Raw genomic sequence first — 16,559 nt, 5'->3', positions numbered from 1 at the left:
CCTCCGTGGAAACACTCGGTGAACTTTTGGTCTAGACCAGAAACGCTATGCTCGGGTACATGTCGTCTTCCTCCGAGGCCGCTGCTGAGGTGACCGCTGTGCTCCGATCCCTGCGTGGCGTCTGGGATGAGCCGACCGTCGACGAGTTCGACCACGCGATGCAGGCCGGATGGCATGCACGGGTCGACGGCGCGTCCGACGAGCTGGTCCTCGCCGCGGTTCTCCACGATGTCGGCCGGAGCCCGCTCCTGCCCGGGCCGGAGCCACACGACCGGATCGCCCGTGAATGGCTGGCTCCCCGCTTCGGGGCGCGGGTGGGCTGGCTGGCCGGGGCGCACGTCGCGGCGAAGCGATTTCTTGCGGACACCGAATCCGGCTATGCCGCCGGACTTTCCGAGACCTCGGTGGATTCGCTGGCGCACCAGGGCGGAGCCGGGGGTGTCGATGCTGCGTGGACGGCGCACCCGTGGTGGCCCGATGCCGTCCGGTTGCGTCGATACGACGACGCCGCAAAGGTTGTCGGGGCACCCGGCATGGAGATCGGCGAAATCGGCATCCTGGCGGGGAGAATTGCCGATCGATCGGCGGTCGAGCGGCGGCCGAGGGGAGTGCCATGGTGACCGTCGAACCCCGCAAGTACTACCGGGTCCGGACCGAGCTCGAGCGAATGGTGTCCGCCCTCGACGAGGGTGACGCCGTTCCGCCCGAACGTGCGCTCGCCGAGCAGTTCTCGGTCGCGCGGGAGACGGTGCGGCAGGCGTTGCAGGATCTGCTCGTCGAAGGACGGATCGAGAGGCGTGGTCGTCGGACCGTGGTGTCGTCGCCGAAATTGGTGCAGCCGTTGTCATTACGGTCCTACACCGAGGGGGCGAAGGAACACGGACGGGTGCCGGGACGCATTCTGGTGACCTTCGAGGACATCGTTGGTGATGAGTCGATGTGTGAGGCGCTGGGTATCGCGCCGGGTTCGCCGGTGATGCACCTCGAACGGGTATTGCTGGCGGACGGCGTCAAGCTGGGTCTGGAGAGCACTTATCTCGCCCAAGCGAGATTCGGCGACTTCGCGGCGACCTTCGACCCGCAGACGTCGCTATACGCCGCAATACGTGCGGAAGGCGTCGAGTTCGCCAGTGCCGAGGAGCGCATCGAGACCGCGCTGGCTTCCCCACGGGAGGCCGATCTACTGGAGACGACGACCCTCATGCCGATGATGCTGCTCCGCCGGCGCTCGCTCGATGTCGACGGGATGCCCATCGAGGTGGTGCGGTCGCTCTACCGTGGCGACCGGGTCGCGTTTGCGGCCGTGTTGCATCGCTGATCGATTCGCGCCGAGTCATCGGGAACCTGTCCGATCACACAATGTGTAGGGCGATAATTGGCCGTATGACCACACCTGCGGGCGTATCCCTCGGTCAACTGCTCCTCGCCCTCGACAGCACGGTGGCGAACCTGGTCGGCGCTCCGAGCGGCCTGGACCAGCGTCTGTCGTCGGCGGCACTCCTCGACGTCGACGACATCCTCCTCGGCCTGGGCCGCGCGGCCCGAGGCGCCGAACTGTTCCTGTTCGTCGGCGTCCCCGACGACGCCGTGCTCACGTGGCTGTCGGGTCTCGGCGCGCAGCGGCCGGTGGCCATCCTCTGCAAGGCGCCGTCCGAGCGTGTCGTCGAACGTGCCGAGACGACCGGCGTCGCCGTCATCGCGATCGATCCCCATGCGCGCTGGGAGCGGATCTATCATCTGGTCATGCGCGTCCTGGAGGGCGCGCCCGGGCCCGGCTCCGGTATGGCAGGTGAGTCGATGCGATCCGGGGCGATCGGCGATCTCTTCGAACTGGCGGGCGAGGTCGCCCGGCGAACCGGCGGACTGGTCAGCATCGAGGACGAGCGGTCCCACGTCCTCGCCTACAGCAGCGCCGGGGACGAGGCCGACGAGTTGCGTCGGCTCTCGATCCTCGGACGCGAAGGGCCACCGGAGATGCTCGCCTGGCTGCGGCAGTGGGGGGTGATGGACGCGGTACGGACCGGCACGGACGTGGTCGTCGTCGACGAGCGGGCCGATCTGGCGCTGCGCCCCCGGCGCGCCATCGGCATCCGCAGGCCCGCGGCGGACGGACCGGGAGAGTTCCTCGGTGTCGTATGGCTCCAGCAAGGACGCACGGCGTTGACCATCGACACCGACGAGGTGCTTGCCGGGGCGTCGGCCGTTGCCGCACGGATGATCTCGCGACGCAAGACCGCGGGCACCGTCCACGACGACGTGGTCCGGCGTCTCCTGGGTGCGCGGGGGGAGATCGTCGACGCGGATTACCTCGGCGCGCAGCTCGGTATCGCTGTCGACCTCCCGATGACGGTCGCCGGTTTCGCCGCGGCAGACGACGACGAGGGCCCGGCCGCGGTGCTCCAGGGGGGCGGGGAGGTGTCGGCACTCACCTTGCACGCGAGCGCGTTCAGTCCACTGTCGGTGACGTCCACGATCGGATCTCGCGCGTACGTCATACTCCCGCAAGTGGATCCCGACGCGACCCGCACCTGGGGGAGATCGGTGGTCGCGGCGGCGGAACGCCAGTTCGGCGTCGCGCTACGGGCCGTGATCGCCGGTCCGGAGGATGGTCTCGCGTCGGTGCCTGCGCTGCGCGCCCAGGTCGATCGCGTCCTCGACGCCGCCGAACGCGAAGGAGAGCTGATCGCCGATGTGACCACGGTCGGCGAATCGCAGACGGGCGTTCTCCTCGGCGAGATCGTCGCCCACCTCACCGCGAACCCGGAACTGATGGACACCCGGGTCGTCGAGCTCGCCGAGACGGACGAGCGCACCGGCAGCGAGTTCACCTCGTCGTTACGCGTGTACCTCGACCGGTTCGGCGATGTACGCTCGGCAGCAACGACTTTGCACATCCACCCGAACACCCTGCGGTATCGGATCCGTCGGCTGCAGGAGCTCACCGGGATGGACCTCGACGACCCGGCGACCAGGCTCGTCGTCGCGCTGTCGTTGCGTGCCGGCGCGGCGGCACGGTGAGGTGTCCAGATGGTCACTGAACCCGACGGCGCTCGGGCAGCGCTGAGCGCCGACCGTGCCTCCACGCTGGCGCTCATCGAGTCCTTGTCGGCCCGATTGGAGTCGGTCATCGAGGCCACTGCGGATTCCAGCTCCGACGACGAGCACGACCCCGAAGGCACGACACTCGCCGTCGAGCGCGGACAACTCGTCGCGCAACTGGACAGATCGCGGGTGCGGCTCGAGGAGATCGATGCGGCGTTCGGCCGCCTCGATCACGGGACCTACGGCCGCTGCGAGAGCTGCGGTGAGCCGATCGGCTCGGAGCGTCTCGACGCGCTGCCTGCCGCGCGGCACTGCATCGCCTGCGCGGCGCGTAATTCCGCCCGACGTTGGTGATCTCGACAGCAACCCATTTCCCGCCGACAGCAACCTCGATCCCGCCGACAGCAACCGAATCTGCGCCGACAGCAACCCGTTTAGCGCCGACAGCACCGTAGCGGTTGGGCGAACGAGCGGCCTGACGGCATGGTTGTGCGTGATGGTCGCGCCACGGCCTCCCACTCGCGCGATATCGGGGTTGCCGTCGGCACGAAATGGGTTGCCGTCGGCGCTAAATGGGTTGCCGTCGGCGGGAAACCGGTTGCTGTCGGCGGGCGGGGAGACGACAGTGCCCACCGGTGAAGTTCCGGCGGGCACTGTCACAAGTCGACGAGCTCAGAGGATGGTGAGCATCTCGTGGTAGGTCGGTAGGGGCCAGAGATCGTCGGCGACGATGCTCTCGAGCTTGTCCGCGACGGTCCGGACATCGACCATCGCGGGGATCAGCGCCTTCAGCGCGTACTCGGCCTCGCCCTCGACGCTGTCGGCGTGAAAGCCACCGATGGCCTCCTCGAGCGTCAGCATCGCGGCGTAGAGATCCTTGGTGCTCTTGGTCACCGACATCAGGACCGGGTGGTCGGTCTCGACACCGGCGGCCTTCAGACTGGCCGCGGTGCCGGCGAGTTCTCCCTGGTAGCGGTTGGCGGCAGGGAGGATCATCGTCTTGGCGATCTCCAGGGTCTCCTTGGCTTCCACCAGGAGCGCGAGTGAGTACTGCTCCAGCACGACCTCCTTGCGTGCCTTCAGCTCACGATTGCTCAGGATTCCGTACGCGCTCATGACCTCCTGGATCGCGGGCTCGTCGTACTGCGCCATCGCGTCGACGGTGGTGCGCAGGTTGAGCAGGCCTCGCGCCGCCGCCTCCTCCTGCCATTCGTCGGAGTAGCCGTTGCCGTTGAACACCACCTTGCCGTGCTCGACGATGATGCCTTCGAGCACCTTCTGCACCGCGGCATCGAACTCCACGCCCTCGGCGAGCTCCTTCTCGAGGAAGTTCGCGACGTAGCCCAGAGATTCGGCCAACATGGCGTTGATGGCGATCATTGGATCGGCGATCGACTGGTTGGAACCCGGGGCGCGGAACTCGAAACGGTTGCCGGTGAAGGCGAACGGGCTCGTCCGGTTGCGGTCGCCGGCGTCCGCCTTGAGTGGTGGCAAGGTGTCGACGCCGAGTTCCAGCACGCCGGTTTCCTTGCTGGCCTTGGCGCCGCCCTTGGCAATCTGGTCGAAGACGTCCATCAACTGCTCGCCGAGGAAGATCGAGATGATGGCCGGCGGTGCCTCGTTCGCGCCGAGGCGGTGATCGTTGGACGCCGAGGCGATGGAAGCGCGGAGCAGTCCGCCGAACTTGTGCACGCCACGGATGATGGCCGCGCAGAACACCAGGAACTGCTCGTTCTCGTGTGGGGTGTCGCCCGGGTTGAGCAGGTTGCCCTGATTGTTGTTGCCGAGCGAGAAGTTGACGTGTTTTCCGGAGCCGTTGACCCCGGCGAACGGCTTCTCGTGGAGCAGACAGACCATGCCGTACCGCTCCGCGACGTTCTTCATCGTCGTCATCATCAGCTGCTGGTGGTCGTGGGCGAGGTTGGACTTCTCGAAGACCGGTGCGAGCTCGAATTGTCCGGGGGCCACCTCGTTGTGACGAGTCTTCGCGGGGATGCCCTGTTTGAACAACTCCCGGTCGAGCTCGATCATGAAGGCCAGTACGCGATCGGGGATGGCCCCGAAGTAGTGATCGTCGAACTCCTGTCCCTTGGAAGGATTGTCGCCGAACAGGGTTCGGTTCGTGGTCATCAGGTCGGGCCTGGCGAAGTAGAAGTGACGGTCGATGAGGAAGTACTCCTGCTCGGCGCCGGCGTACGAAACGACGGTGTCGACCTCGGCGTGGCCGAACAACTTCAGCACTCGCATGGCCTGCTTGCTCATCGCCTGCTGGCTGCGTAGCAACGGGGTCTTCTTGTCCAGCGCCTCACCGGTCCACGAGATGAAGATCGTGGGGATGCAGAGCGTATTCCCGTTGGGGTTCTCCATGATGTAGGCCGGGCTGGTCACATCCCAGCCGGTGTACCCGCGGGCCTCGAAGGTGCCACGCAGACCGCCGTTGGGGAAGCTCGAGGCGTCGGGCTCGCCCTGTAGCAGCGTCTTGCCCTGGAACTCGGCCAAGGAGGCTCCCGAGCCGTCGGGTTCGAGGAACGAGTCGTGCTTCTCCGCGGTGAAGCCCGTGAGCGGATAGAAGACATGGGCGTAGTGCGACGCGCCCTTCTCGATCGCCCAGTCCTTCATGGCCGATGCGACGTAGTCGGCCATGGTGGGGTCGAGCGGCGCACCCTTGTCGATGGTCGCCGAGACCGCCTTGAAGACGTGCTTGGGCAGGCGGGCCTTCATCGCAGACAAAGTGAAGACGTTGCGCCCGAAGGTGTCTGCCAACGGTTCCGGGAATCCATCGGTTTCCACCGAGTAGTTCGTCACTGCCTCGATGGCTTGACGGCGGGACATGCTGCCACTCATTGTCGCTCCTGGGATCGTCACCTCGTCCTCGGCGTCGGGAGTGCATCGAGGACGTTTCGTGGTGGTGCAAGCGATACGACGCTATGAGCAGGACGTACCCGGGTCGTTTCCCCTGTGTGACGTGCGTGAAAACAGGCGTCACCAATGTGAACTCCGCACGGGATCACGGCCGTGGGGCGCTGACGGCGGACGCGTAGACGCGTGCGTCAGGGCAGATCGGACATGTCGAGTACGAACCGGTAGCGGACGTCGTTGCGTGCCAGCCGGTCGAGGGCGTTGTTCACTTGCGCCGATGGCAGAACCTCCGCGTCGGCGGTGATGTCATGGACGGCGCAGAATTCCAGCATGGCTTCGGTCGCGGGTCGGCCCCCGCTGCCTGCCGAACTCAATTTCTTGCGCCCCACCAGCAGGTCGGTGGTCTGGACGGTGACCGGTCCGAGGTACCCGAGGTGACTGAGCGTGCCGTCCATGGCGACCAAGCGGAGGTAGGGCCCGAGGTCGTGGGGAGCGGAGATGGTGTCGATGAGTACGTCGAACCGATTCTGGGCGGCCGCCATGTGGGTGGCGTCGGTGGAGATGACCAGATCGTGGGCGCCGAGTCGAGATGCGTCGGCGGCTTTGTCTTTCGATCGGCTGATCACGGAGGTCTCGGCACCGAGCGCGACGGCCAGTTTGACGGCGAGATGGCCCAGCCCGCCCAGGCCGGCCACGGCCACGCGCGTGCCGGATCCCACACCGAGGGTGCGCAGCGGCTCCCAGACGGTGATCCCGGCGCAGAGCAGAGGCGCCGTGGCGGCCGGGTCGAGACCTGCCGGTAGGTGGTAGGCGAATCGGTCGCGGACGACATATTCGCGGGAGTAGCCGCCCAGCGTGGTCGATCCGTCGTGACGGTCGGTGCCGCCATAGGTCAGAGTCGGGAACTCGTGGCAGAAATTCTCCTGACCGGCCCGGCACATGGCGCACACCCCGCACGAGTCGACGATGTTGCCGACCGCGACCGGGTCGCCGACCGAGAATCGAGTGACGTCGCGTCCGAGCTCCGTGACCGTGCCGGTGAACTCGTGCCCCGGTACGAGGGGTGTGTCCGACCCGCCGCGATGGTCGCGGACGGCGTGCAGGTCGGTGTGGCAGACCCCGCAGTAGTCCACCCGCACCGCGACGTCGTCGGGGCGCAGGGCTCGCCGCTGCAGCGGCTTCCGCACCAGTCGCCGTGTGGTCTCGTCCGCTTGCCATCCCACCGTCGTTCTCACTGCGCCTCCAATATAAACAGACTGTTCGGTCTATTTCAGAATAGCAGCGTCTGAAATAGACAAACTGTTCTGTTGCTAGCGTCATGACCATGACCGACCGGCCTCGCACCGCCCGTGGCGCCGCGACACGTGAGCGGATCCTCGAGGTGGCAACGCGTGAGTTCGCGGAGCACGGGATCGCCGGGGCCCGCATCGAGCGGATCGTGGCGGGTGCACACACGAACAAGGCGCAGCTCTATGGCTATTTCGGCAACAAGCAGGGCCTGTTCGACGCCACCTTTTTCGGGTCACTGGAGCGGATCACGAACGTTGTCCCCATCGATGCCACCGACCTCCCGGACTGGGCCGTGCGCCTCTACGACGAGTACCTCCGCCGCCCGGACCTCATCCGTTTGGCCACCTGGGCGCGCCTGGAACGACGCCCCGCCGGTCACCTCGTCGACGACGCCGACCGTTTGGACGACCACAAACTGCGCGCCATCGCCGAAGCGCAGGCCGCCGGCATCGTGCGACCGGGTGACCCGTTCGACGTGATGGCCATGGTCATCGCCATGTCCATGGCATGGTCGCCGGTCAGCAATGTCTATGCAGCGACTGCCCAGGAGCCGCGCGACGTGCATGACCGTCGCCGCGCTCTGCTTCGCCAGACTGTCACAGCGGCACTGACAACGGCCGCCAACGGCTGAACGGTCGGCGGGGAACATCCTGTGCTGCGGTTCATCGAACTCTTCGGCGTGGGTGACTCACGTTGCGATGAGTCACGTTCCTTCCGCTCATGTCGAGATCTTCGCCGGCTGTCGAAGGCGCCCGACGTCGGGCGCCGTGATCGTCAGAGCGGCGACCACGATCCCGATCACGACACCGATCAGCGTGTCGGTCACCCGGTCGAGGGCGGCAGACGGCGGGAGGTCGGCGCTGAGCCCGGTCAGGAGCAGGGCCATCGGCGTCACCGCCACCGACGCGACCGCATAGTTGACGGGAGCGGTGATCTCCGCCGCCAACTGACAGATGACGATGACGACCACGGCGCCCCAATAGTTGATACCGAGGCCCAGTAGCACGACGGCGATGATCGCGCCGCCGACGTTGCCGAGCAACCGCTGCACTCCCCGCTGAACGGTGACGTGATACGACACGCCCTGCATGGCGGCGATGGCGCCCATCGCGGCCCACATCGGATGGGAGAGTCCGGCGGCCGTGGCGATGGCTGCGCTGGCCGCCATCGCCACGACGATCCGCAGACTGTTGGCCACCAGATCGTGCCGAGGTCGACGAGTCAGGGTGGTCCAGAGCGATTCGTACTGAACCGGCGTGTTGTCGGTGGTAGGGCGCAGCTGCGTCGGGCGGATGCGCGACCACGTGCCTCGCAGGAGCCACGGCGCCAGGGAGGCCACCGCGCCACAGACGGCGCCGATGACCGTTGCGGTCAGGGTGCGGCGCAGATCTGAGGCACTGTCGACAAATCCCATCGAGCCGGTGGCCGCGAAGACGAAGATGATCGCGCCGGGTCCGGCCATGCGCAAGGTGCCGACGAGCAGTGCCGCGCAGCCTCCCAGGATTGAGATCGTTGCGATCTGCACCGTGATCGACGCATCGGTCAATCCGAGGGCTGCGCCGATCCCGACTGCTGCGACGATCCCGATGCCCAGCACGCCGAGGCGCCCCACCCGCACGCGGTACGGATCCGGGCGACAGAACGCCGACGTCACTGCCCCCAGTGCGGCGAAGCCTGCGACGTCGCGACATCCGAGTAGTCCACTCACCACCAGGACGATGGCGACCGCGATGCCGACCCGGATCGGGGCCGCGACACCGGCCCGACTCATGTCGAAGGTCGAGACAGAGGACCGCCACACCGAGGGGTGCACGGCATGAACGAGGGCGGACTGCCGATGACGGACGTGGTCGCCCAGGGTGCCGGTGCTCATGGAGAGGTACTTTAGCACTGTTTTATTAGTAAAATAAAACGCGCGGACCTACCATGTGGACGTGAGCACCCCACCAGCGCCGGGAACGCAGCGGGCCGACCGCACCCCGGACACGCCCGATCTCGTCGACCGCATCCAGCAGGAATGGGCGCAGGCGTACCCACAGTTCGACGTTGGCCCGATCGGGGTGCTCGGCCGTATCCAACACATCGCGACCGTCAGCAGTCACCGGCTCGACCGGCATCTCGAACCACACGGCGTCACCCGATCGGAGTACGACGTGCTCGGCGCGCTGGCGCGCTCGGATCGACCCCTGCGCGCGAGTGATGTCGTGTCGACGACCCTGCTCAGCGGCGCGTCGATCACCAAGATCACCGAGAGTCTCTCGCGGCGGGGTCTGCTGGAACGACGTAAATCCGAACGCGACGGGCGGGTGGTCCTGCTGGAACCGACCGCCGACGGCCGGGCTCTCGTGGAAGCCGAGTTGCCGCGCCGCCTCGCCGACGACGAACACGCACTGTCGGGCCTCGACCCGGCCGAACGGGAGATGCTCGCCACCCTCCTGCGCAAGGTCTCGGCGACGGTCGGTGGCTGAGGTGGCCGTCCTCCCGGGGTGCCGTGAGGGGCATAGTGGGCTCCATGGAGTTGAACGACGTCATGCGTGCCACGTTCGCCGCTCGCGAGTTCACCGACGACCCGTTGCCCGACGAGGTGCTCTGGCGCATCCTCGACAACGCGCGGTTCGCGCCGAGCGGAGGTAACCGGCAGGGCGCGCACATCGTCGTGGTGCGCGACACCGACACGAAGCAGAAGCTGAGCGAGCTGGGGAAGCCGACGGTGCGTCGCTATGTCGCGCAGCGGAATGCCGGCGAGAGCCCGTGGAATCCGGTACACCCCACGGCCGTCCCACAGGACGTGATCGATACGACCGCGGTGCCGGACAGTTTCGTCGAACCCATCCGGACAGCTCCTGTGGTGCTGGTGGTCTCGGTGGATCTGTCGATGGTGGCGGCCATCGATCAGGATCTGGATCGGGTGGGCGTGGTCAGCGGCGCGTCGGTCTATCCGCTGGTGTGGAACATCCTGCTCGGCGCCCGTCAGGAAGGCTACGGCGGCACCATCACCTCGATGGCGGTGCTGGCCGAGGATCAGGTTCGGGAGATGTTGGGGTTGCCCGGGACATACGCGATTGCCGCGGTGATCCCGATGGGACGGCCGGTGCGTCAGCTCACCAAGTTGCGTCGTCAGCCGGTCGGTGAGTTCGTCACGCTCGAGCGCTTCGACGGGCCGCCGCTGACGCCCTGACCGTCGGATCAGGCACGGCGGATCCCGGTGGCCGCAGTCGGGTCGGTAGGACCTGTGGAGTCGGTCGGCCGCGACTGCCGGACGGACACGACGGCAGCGCCGACGCCTGCCATCGCCAACGCGGCGAACCCGAAGGTGAGGAACCGTGCCGAGGTGACCTCGGGGTCTCCCGCCGCGCCGACAGCGGCACCGATGCTCACGAGGAGTCCGGCGGTGGCCGAGCCGAAGGTGTTCGCAACCATCTGCACGGTGTTCACGCCCGCCGAGGCGCGTGCCGCCTCGTTCTCGTCCGTGGTGATGGTCATCGCCGCCGTCGCGATGTGCGGGAAGGCCATGCCGATGCCGGTACCTGCGATGAACAGCGCGATGAACCATCCGACGATCACCGCACTGCTCGCCGTGAACTGCAGCAGCCCATAGGTCGCGAGACCGACGGACAGGACAGCGGGACCGGCGATCCGTACGGCCGTTGCCCGTCGGCCGTGCGCCCACGTCGTGCTCGCGATCTGCGCGGTGGACCAACCCCAGGACAGCGCAGCGCCGAGCATGCCGGCGACGAGCGGTTCCATCCCGGCGATCTGCTGACCGAACAGCGGGATGAACGCCTCCGAGGTCGATCCGATGGCCAGGACGGCGATCGAGACGTAGATCCATTTCAACGGGTTGCGCGCGGTGTAGGTGAGCCGGGGGAGCAGTCCGACCCGGCTTCGTCTGTCGGCCAGCACGAATCCCAGGGCGGTCACGATCGCCACCGCGACCAGGATGCTCACCGTCCGGGTGCCGTCGATCACGCCGGCCACCGAGACCGCGACGGTGGCTCCGACCAGCAGGATGAGCGACACGATGGGGAGGGGCGTCGGATCGGGGTCGTCGCGCGCACGTGCCGGGAGGGCTCGCAGCGCGAGAGCGGTGATGATCGCGGTGGCCAGCGCCAGAAGCCAGAACGACCCCCGCCAGAACCCGACCTGGGCGAAGAGGCCGCCGAGGACGGGCCCGATGAGATTGCCGACCCCCCACATCGCGGAGGTCAGGCCGACCGCACGAACCCAGAGACGCTCGGGCAGTGCCAGGCGGATGACCGCGAACGCCAACCCGGTCAGGAGTCCGCCACCCAATCCCTGGATGGCTCTGCCGCCCAACATGATCGGCATCGTCGGGGTCAGCGCGCAGACGAGGGAGCCGACACCGAAGGTGGCGAAGGCGATCAGGTATGCGTTGCGTGCACCCCATCGGGTGAGCGTGCGGGTGACGAGCATCGACGAGAAGACCGAGGTGATCAGGAAAACGGTCATCACCCACGCGTAGAGACGTTGACCGCCGATGTCGGCCACCGCACTCGGCAGGGAGGCGGCGGTCAGATAGGTGTTGATGGCGAACACGGCGATACCGCCGGCGAACACCGCCACCGCGGCCCGGTGCTCGCGGGCGAAGAGTTCGCGCCAGCTACCCGTGGGCGGTGTGGGCGACCTGTCGCGACCTGACGGACGCGATCGACCACGGTTCGGCATGATCCGAGGATTGTCGGAACCGTCGGCGGCGGTCAAATCGCGGGCCGGAGGGCCGCGATGCGATCAGATCAGCGTCGACCAGTAGTCCCAGAACTCCACACCGATCGCCACGATCACGATGGCGTACCAGACGACGAGCAGCGGCCACAGCCACGACCGGACGACCCGGGCCCAGGGTGCCTCGCCGAGGGACCGCCCGATGGCGAGGATCAGGATGATCGGCGTGATCACCCAGACGACCATGCAGTAGGGGCACAGGGCGTGAATCCGGTAGAGGCTCTGGAAGATCAGATAGTGGATGAACACGACGCCAGCCGCGGATCCCAGCGCGAGGCCCGCCCAGAACCACCGTGGCAGGTCGATGCGGGCGATGGACTGAACGCCGATGACCACGACCACCGCGAAGGCGGCAATGCCGATGTACGGGTTGGGAAAACCGAAGAACGCGGCCTGATCGGTCACCATCACCGACCCGCAGGAAAGCACCGGGTTGATGCTGCAACTGGGTCGGTAGGACGGGTCCAGGAAGAGCTTGTACCGCTCGACCGACAAGGTGAACGCGGCGAGCAGACCGAGTGCGCCGGCGATCAGCAGGACGACCGCCGGGACCGTCCCGAGGCCGACTCGTGCGCCCCGGACTTCCGGCTCGGCGGCTTCCGCGGTGTCGACCGGTTGCGACCCGTCCGTCATCGGGTTATCCCGCCAGCGCTTGCTCGACGCGTGCCTTCAGGTCCTCCGGGGTGGTGAGCTGGAGGTCCTGGCCGTTCAACCGCACCGTCGGTGTCGAGTTCACGCCGGTCTTCGTGACGTCCTGGGTCTGCTGGGTGACCCAGTCCTTGAACTGGCCGTCGGTGATGCAGGAGTTGACGTTGGACGCGCCGGCCTCCTTGGCGATGCTGTTGAGCTCGCTGTCGGGCAGTCCTGCGCCGCCTTCCTCGGGCTGACGCTGGTAGAGCAGATCGTGGAATTTCTGCCACACCCCGAAGTCGCCGCCGCCCGCGGTGGACTCCGCGACGCAGGCCGAGGCGTTCGCCGAGCGCGTCGAGTACTGCGTGCTCGAGGAGTGGTCGAGGATCGCGATCGGGTGGTAGTCGACGGCCACCTGTGGGTTCTCGCGGAGCTCGGCGACGGTCGCGCCGAACGATTCCTCGAATTGCCGGCAGGCCGGGCACTGGAAGTCCTCGATGACGGTGAGGACGGCCTTGGGCTGGGTGCCGGCAGGCGCCTTGGTGACCCGGAATGCGCCCGTGTCGGTGGCGACACTCACCTGTGACCCGCTACCGGTGTCCGACTCGTTGGACATCACCGCCCACAAACCCACGGCCACGGCCACGGCGATCAGCACCACGACGGCGCCGACCCGGATGAGGATCGAGCGTCGTCGCTCCGCCTGACGCGGGTCGACGATCGGTTTGCGGGACGATTGACTCACAGTTCCTCCGGGGGTCGGTACGCAACGCCGTTTTCGATTTCAGCCGATCTGACGCACATCGGAATCGTCGACGGCCATGAGGGGCGCCTCCCGTGATCCGTTCGCCCCCGCGGCCAGGCGCGCGGGTGGCGTGATGTCGGGATCCGGGGTCGCTGCCACGCCGTCACTCTAACGGAGTCGGTCTGTGAAGACGGTAAGGAGCTGCCGGTGCGCGCCCGGGGCGGTTCGTCGTGGGGCCCGGACCTGCCGAAGTGGGGGCCTCGACCCGCCGAAACCGTGCCGATCCGCCGGGAACGCCGTGTCGTAGACTCCAAGGGTCCGATCGGCCCCGAGCGGCTCACCGGACCGTGACCGGCACGAACGTCGAGGAAGAAGCCCGCAGCGGGCGGTCGCCTCGACAACACCGTCGGTCCCGCCTCAGTAGCTCAGGGGATAGAGCATTCCTCTCCTAAAGGAAGGGTCGCAGGTTCGAATCCTGCCTGGGGCACCGTGACATCCCTGCCGGCCTCCGGCCGATGTGCGCCCACTGTGTTTGACAGATCTACGCGGGCGCACTTGTTCGGCTCGAGAAGTCGACCGAAGACCCCGATCGCACATCGCCGACTCACCGGGGTCGACCGGCGATCATGATTCACCGATACCGCCGCCGTACATTCTTGATCTGACGGAAAAATTGATTGTTTTGCGTCGCCTGATGGGCGTCGGTGCCCTCTACCTGCGGGGTCTCTTTTCGGAGGTTTCGAGATCGCAATCCGGGTACTTTCGGCGATCACTTTCTCGGATTGTCATGTGCTATGTGCGTCATTGAGGCAAATTGTTGTTTTGGGTGGATTTTTTCGCCGTTTCGATGACAACCAGGTCGATGACAACGAGTTCGAGTGAGGCGAGGTCGAGGAAGGCAATGGCCACATCACACACACGTGCGAGGCTCGGTGGTCTCGTAGTCGGTTTCATCGCGGCGGCCGGCGTAGCGGTGCTGCTCGCGCCGCACGCGGGCGCCGATCCGCAGAGTGACGCACAGGCCGCGATAGCCGACCTGGAACAGCAGATCAGCGCGGGCGACGCGGATCGCGGTCAGGCCGACACCGGACTCGGTGCCGAGGACGGTGATCTGACGGCGGTCGGGGGCGGCTTCGAACAGGAGTTCGCCAACGGCACGGTGTTCTGGTCTCCCGAGCACGGTGCGCGAGTTCTCTACGGCGGCATCCTGTCCAAGTACACCGACGAGGGCGGCCCCACCGGCAGTCTGGGCTTTCCCAGCGAGAGCGAAGGCCCGGCGGACTATCGCCCGACCGGTCGCGGTGCGTCATTCGCAGCCGCCGATCAGCCGAAGATCTACTGGACGCCGAGCGGTGGTTCCTGGGTGGTACGGGGACCGTTCACGGTGGCCACCGACAAGCTCGGCGCCACCTTGGGTGCGCCGACCGCGGACATGACGACCTCCGGCGATGTCATGACCCAGGAGTTCGCCAACGGCACCTTGACGTACAACAGATCGACCGGAGCGTGGACGAGTGCACCCGAGGCGAGCTGGGCACAACAGCTCGCCGGGTCGAGCATCCCGGGTATGACGGACTCCCGAGGTGACGCGACAGCCGCCGACGACACGAACACGGCGGACTCCGACACCGACGGGTCGTCCTGGTGGTGGCTGCTCATCCCGTTCCTGCTGATCCTGGTCGGGCTCTTCCTGATCTGGCTGTTCCGCAAGGCACGGGGACCGAAGACACCCGATGTGCGCACGGATGATGTTTCGGCGGCGACCGCCCCGGACGCTGCCGTCGACGAGTCCGATGCCACCGAAGGTGCCACCGGAACGCCGTCGACACATCTCGGTGCGACAGCCGGTGTCGCCGCAGCGGCCGGCGGGGCAGTGGCAGCCGGTGCGGCGATCGGGGCGCGACGAGAAGGTGAGGCGCCGGACGCCGACGATGCCGACATACCCACGACGGATTCAGGAGAGGGAGCTGTCGTCGACAGCGCTGCCGAGGAAGCCGCTGCCGAGGAAGCTGCTGCCGAGGAAGCTGCTGCCGAGGAAGCTGCTGCCGAGGAAGCCGCTGCCGAGAATCCAGAGGCCGACACTGCCGACGAGGAGACCGTGGCCGCGGTGGCCGATGGGTCGGTGGTCGACGGGTCGGCGCACGGCCACGGTGACGGGGTCGGCTACTACGTCGCGAACGGTCAGCGCGAGCCCGTGCCGGTGGGCGCGCATCTCCCGCTCGACGATCCGAAGCAGGCCCCCGAGGGGTACCCGGTCAAGGTGAGCGCTGCCGACGGCGTCTACTACACACCGGATCAGCCCTCGTACGCCGAGATCGACCCCGAGGTCTGGTTCGCGTCGGAGTCCGCTGCCGAGTCCGCGAGCTTCTCGAAAGCGGTGCCGGACTGAGCACTGCGCCTTGAGGCCGGCACGCTACGGTATGTCGGTGGCTGCTGCATCAGGTTCCAAGGTCGTTCTCGTCACCGGCGCCTCGAGTGGGATCGGGGCCGAGGTGGCCCGGCTCTTCGTCGAGCGCGGACACACGGTGTACGGCACCAGCCGCCGACCGGCGGCCGTGGCAGACCCGGTTCCCGGAGTTCGGTACGTACGCCTCGACAACGCCGACTATCAGAGCGCGATCGATTGTGTCGACGAGATCGGCGCGGTCGACGTGCTGATCAACAACGCGGGCGAGAGCCAGGCGGGTGCACTCGAGGACACCTCGATGGCTGCGATCGAGGATCTGTTCGCCGCCAACGTGTTCGGACCGGTGGCGCTCACCAAGGCGGTGTTGCCGGGGATGCGGGGCCGTGGCACCGGGACCGTGGTGATGGTCGGTTCCATGCTCTCCAGCTTCCCGGTTGCCTTTCGATCAAATTATGCCGCAACGAAATCCGCGCTCAAGGCCTTCGCATTGGCCACCCGGCGGGAGGTCGCGCCCTACGGGATCCGGATGATCTCGGTGGAGCCCGGGACCATCGCCACCGGGATCGGGGATCGACGCAGCATCCACATCGGCGACGACTCGCCCTATCGTCGCGAATACGAGGTCCTCGCGGCGGCCACCCGCAAGAACGAGGACGCCGGCATCGATGCCACGGCGATGGCCTCGGTCATCGTCGACGCAGCTCTGGTCGAGCATCCGAAGCCGTTCTACGCCAAGGGGAATCGAGCCGCGATCGTCTTCGCGCTACGGCGGCTGATGACCCGCCAGGCGATGCTGGACATGACCGCGCGCATACATGGTTTGCCCAAGGTGCGGATCTGACA

At 67.0% G+C, this 16,559-nt stretch carries 15 protein-coding genes and 1 tRNA gene; 10 read left to right on the top strand and 6 right to left on the bottom strand.

What is annotated here, in order from left to right; translation table 11 throughout:
- Window positions 1–59 precede the first annotated feature (59 nt).
- The 4 genes from ACLQ3I_RS14060 to ACLQ3I_RS14045 all read left to right on the top strand — a co-directional run bounded on the left by ACLQ3I_RS14060 (window position 60) and on the right by ACLQ3I_RS14045 (window position 3,396).
- Window positions 60–620, top strand: a complete 561-nt coding sequence (locus ACLQ3I_RS14060) for an HD family phosphohydrolase (RefSeq protein WP_425802547.1) — start codon at window positions 60–62, stop codon at window positions 618–620.
- Complete coding sequence (locus tag ACLQ3I_RS14055) at window positions 617–1,318, top strand: GntR family transcriptional regulator (RefSeq protein WP_425802544.1); 702 nt, start codon at window positions 617–619, stop codon at window positions 1,316–1,318. The genes ACLQ3I_RS14060 and ACLQ3I_RS14055 overlap by 4 nt, the downstream gene beginning before the upstream one ends.
- Window positions 1,319–1,383: 65 nt before the next feature.
- On the top strand, window positions 1,384–3,018 hold the full coding sequence (locus ACLQ3I_RS14050) for a PucR family transcriptional regulator (RefSeq protein WP_425802541.1): 1,635 nt from the start codon (window positions 1,384–1,386) through the stop codon (window positions 3,016–3,018).
- A gap of 9 nt (window positions 3,019–3,027) precedes the next feature.
- Window positions 3,028–3,396: a TraR/DksA family transcriptional regulator gene (locus ACLQ3I_RS14045; protein ID WP_425788841.1), complete on the top strand. Its 369-nt coding sequence runs from the start codon at window positions 3,028–3,030 to the stop codon at window positions 3,394–3,396.
- Between the two features lie 318 nt (window positions 3,397–3,714).
- Here ACLQ3I_RS14045 and ACLQ3I_RS14040 read toward each other — a convergent pair whose 3' ends face one another.
- Both ACLQ3I_RS14040 and ACLQ3I_RS14035 read right to left on the bottom strand, forming a co-directional pair.
- Window positions 3,715–5,886: a glutamine synthetase III gene (locus tag ACLQ3I_RS14040; RefSeq protein ID WP_425802538.1), complete on the bottom strand. Its 2,172-nt coding sequence runs from the start codon at window positions 5,884–5,886 to the stop codon at window positions 3,715–3,717.
- Window positions 5,887–6,092: 206 nt separating this feature from the next.
- Window positions 6,093–7,124, bottom strand: coding sequence for an NAD(P)-dependent alcohol dehydrogenase (locus tag ACLQ3I_RS14035; protein WP_425802536.1), 1,032 nt, complete (start codon window positions 7,122–7,124; stop codon window positions 6,093–6,095).
- Window positions 7,125–7,225: 101 nt separating this feature from the next.
- On the opposite strand from ACLQ3I_RS14035, the gene ACLQ3I_RS14030 reads away from it, so the two are divergent.
- Entirely contained in the window at window positions 7,226–7,822 is a 597-nt protein-coding gene (locus ACLQ3I_RS14030; protein ID WP_425802534.1) for a TetR family transcriptional regulator, read from the top strand.
- 87 nt (window positions 7,823–7,909) lie between these two features.
- Here ACLQ3I_RS14030 and ACLQ3I_RS14025 read toward each other — a convergent pair whose 3' ends face one another.
- Complete coding sequence (locus ACLQ3I_RS14025) at window positions 7,910–9,064, bottom strand: FUSC family protein (protein WP_425788834.1); 1,155 nt, start codon at window positions 9,062–9,064, stop codon at window positions 7,910–7,912.
- A 61-nt stretch (window positions 9,065–9,125) separates the two neighbouring features.
- Here ACLQ3I_RS14025 and ACLQ3I_RS14020 point away from each other — a divergent pair, with 61 nt between their 5' ends.
- Together ACLQ3I_RS14020 and ACLQ3I_RS14015 are read left to right on the top strand one after the other, a co-directional pair.
- On the top strand, window positions 9,126–9,659 hold the full coding sequence (locus ACLQ3I_RS14020; RefSeq protein WP_425802531.1) for a MarR family winged helix-turn-helix transcriptional regulator: 534 nt from the start codon (window positions 9,126–9,128) through the stop codon (window positions 9,657–9,659).
- Window positions 9,660–9,703: 44 nt separating this feature from the next.
- Window positions 9,704–10,369: a nitroreductase family protein gene (locus tag ACLQ3I_RS14015; RefSeq protein WP_425788830.1), complete on the top strand. Its 666-nt coding sequence runs from the start codon at window positions 9,704–9,706 to the stop codon at window positions 10,367–10,369.
- 8 nt (window positions 10,370–10,377) lie between these two features.
- On the opposite strand, the gene ACLQ3I_RS14010 is transcribed toward ACLQ3I_RS14015, so the two are convergent.
- From ACLQ3I_RS14010 to ACLQ3I_RS14000, 3 genes are all read right to left on the bottom strand, one after another.
- The gene (locus ACLQ3I_RS14010; RefSeq protein WP_425788828.1) at window positions 10,378–11,877 is read right to left on the bottom strand and encodes an MFS transporter; all 1,500 of its coding nucleotides are present in this window, start codon (window positions 11,875–11,877) and stop codon (window positions 10,378–10,380) included.
- Between the two features lie 63 nt (window positions 11,878–11,940).
- Window positions 11,941–12,567 (bottom strand): vitamin K epoxide reductase family protein, encoded by a 627-nt coding sequence (locus tag ACLQ3I_RS14005; protein WP_425788826.1) that lies wholly within the window; start codon window positions 12,565–12,567, stop codon window positions 11,941–11,943.
- A 4-nt stretch (window positions 12,568–12,571) separates the two neighbouring features.
- Window positions 12,572–13,309 (bottom strand): DsbA family protein, encoded by a 738-nt coding sequence (locus ACLQ3I_RS14000; protein WP_425788824.1) that lies wholly within the window; start codon window positions 13,307–13,309, stop codon window positions 12,572–12,574.
- 414 nt (window positions 13,310–13,723) lie between these two features.
- Between ACLQ3I_RS14000 and ACLQ3I_RS13995 the strand changes: the two genes are divergently transcribed.
- From ACLQ3I_RS13995 to ACLQ3I_RS13985, 3 genes are all read left to right on the top strand, one after another.
- Window positions 13,724–13,796: transfer RNA gene (locus ACLQ3I_RS13995), tRNA-Arg, on the top strand.
- Between the two features lie 414 nt (window positions 13,797–14,210).
- On the top strand, window positions 14,211–15,698 hold the full coding sequence (locus tag ACLQ3I_RS13990; protein ID WP_425788822.1) for a hypothetical protein: 1,488 nt from the start codon (window positions 14,211–14,213) through the stop codon (window positions 15,696–15,698).
- 37 nt (window positions 15,699–15,735) lie between these two features.
- Entirely contained in the window at window positions 15,736–16,557 is an 822-nt protein-coding gene (locus tag ACLQ3I_RS13985; protein WP_425802528.1) for an SDR family oxidoreductase, read from the top strand.
- The last annotated feature ends 2 nt before the right edge of the window (window positions 16,558–16,559 follow it).

Origin of the sequence: Gordonia sp. DT101 (genome assembly GCF_049844895.1) — a bacterium.
Classification (GTDB): domain Bacteria; phylum Actinomycetota; class Actinomycetes; order Mycobacteriales; family Mycobacteriaceae; genus Gordonia.
The sequence above is the reverse complement of the archived record's forward strand: the minus strand, read 5'-3'. Positions and strand labels throughout refer to the sequence as shown.

Bases quoted from the DNA above. Each gene is read 5' to 3' on its own strand.
- ACLQ3I_RS14060 (WP_425802547.1), top strand. From the start codon at position 60: ATGTCGTCTTCCTCCGAGGCCGCTGCTGAGGTGACCGCTGTGCTCCGA.
- ACLQ3I_RS14050 (WP_425802541.1), top strand. From the start codon at position 1,384: ATGACCACACCTGCGGGCGTATCCCTCGGTCAACTGCTCCTCGCCCTC.
- ACLQ3I_RS14045 (WP_425788841.1), top strand. From the start codon at position 3,028: ATGGTCACTGAACCCGACGGCGCTCGGGCAGCGCTGAGCGCCGACCGT.
- ACLQ3I_RS14040 (WP_425802538.1), bottom strand. From the start codon at position 5,886: ATGAGTGGCAGCATGTCCCGCCGTCAAGCCATCGAGGCAGTGACGAAC.
- ACLQ3I_RS14030 (WP_425802534.1), top strand. From the start codon at position 7,226: ATGACCGACCGGCCTCGCACCGCCCGTGGCGCCGCGACACGTGAGCGG.
- ACLQ3I_RS14025 (WP_425788834.1), bottom strand. From the start codon at position 9,064: ATGAGCACCGGCACCCTGGGCGACCACGTCCGTCATCGGCAGTCCGCC.
- ACLQ3I_RS14015 (WP_425788830.1), top strand. From the start codon at position 9,704: ATGGAGTTGAACGACGTCATGCGTGCCACGTTCGCCGCTCGCGAGTTC.
- ACLQ3I_RS14010 (WP_425788828.1), bottom strand. From the start codon at position 11,877: ATGCCGAACCGTGGTCGATCGCGTCCGTCAGGTCGCGACAGGTCGCCC.
- ACLQ3I_RS14005 (WP_425788826.1), bottom strand. From the start codon at position 12,567: ATGACGGACGGGTCGCAACCGGTCGACACCGCGGAAGCCGCCGAGCCG.
- ACLQ3I_RS13990 (WP_425788822.1), top strand. From the start codon at position 14,211: ATGGCCACATCACACACACGTGCGAGGCTCGGTGGTCTCGTAGTCGGT.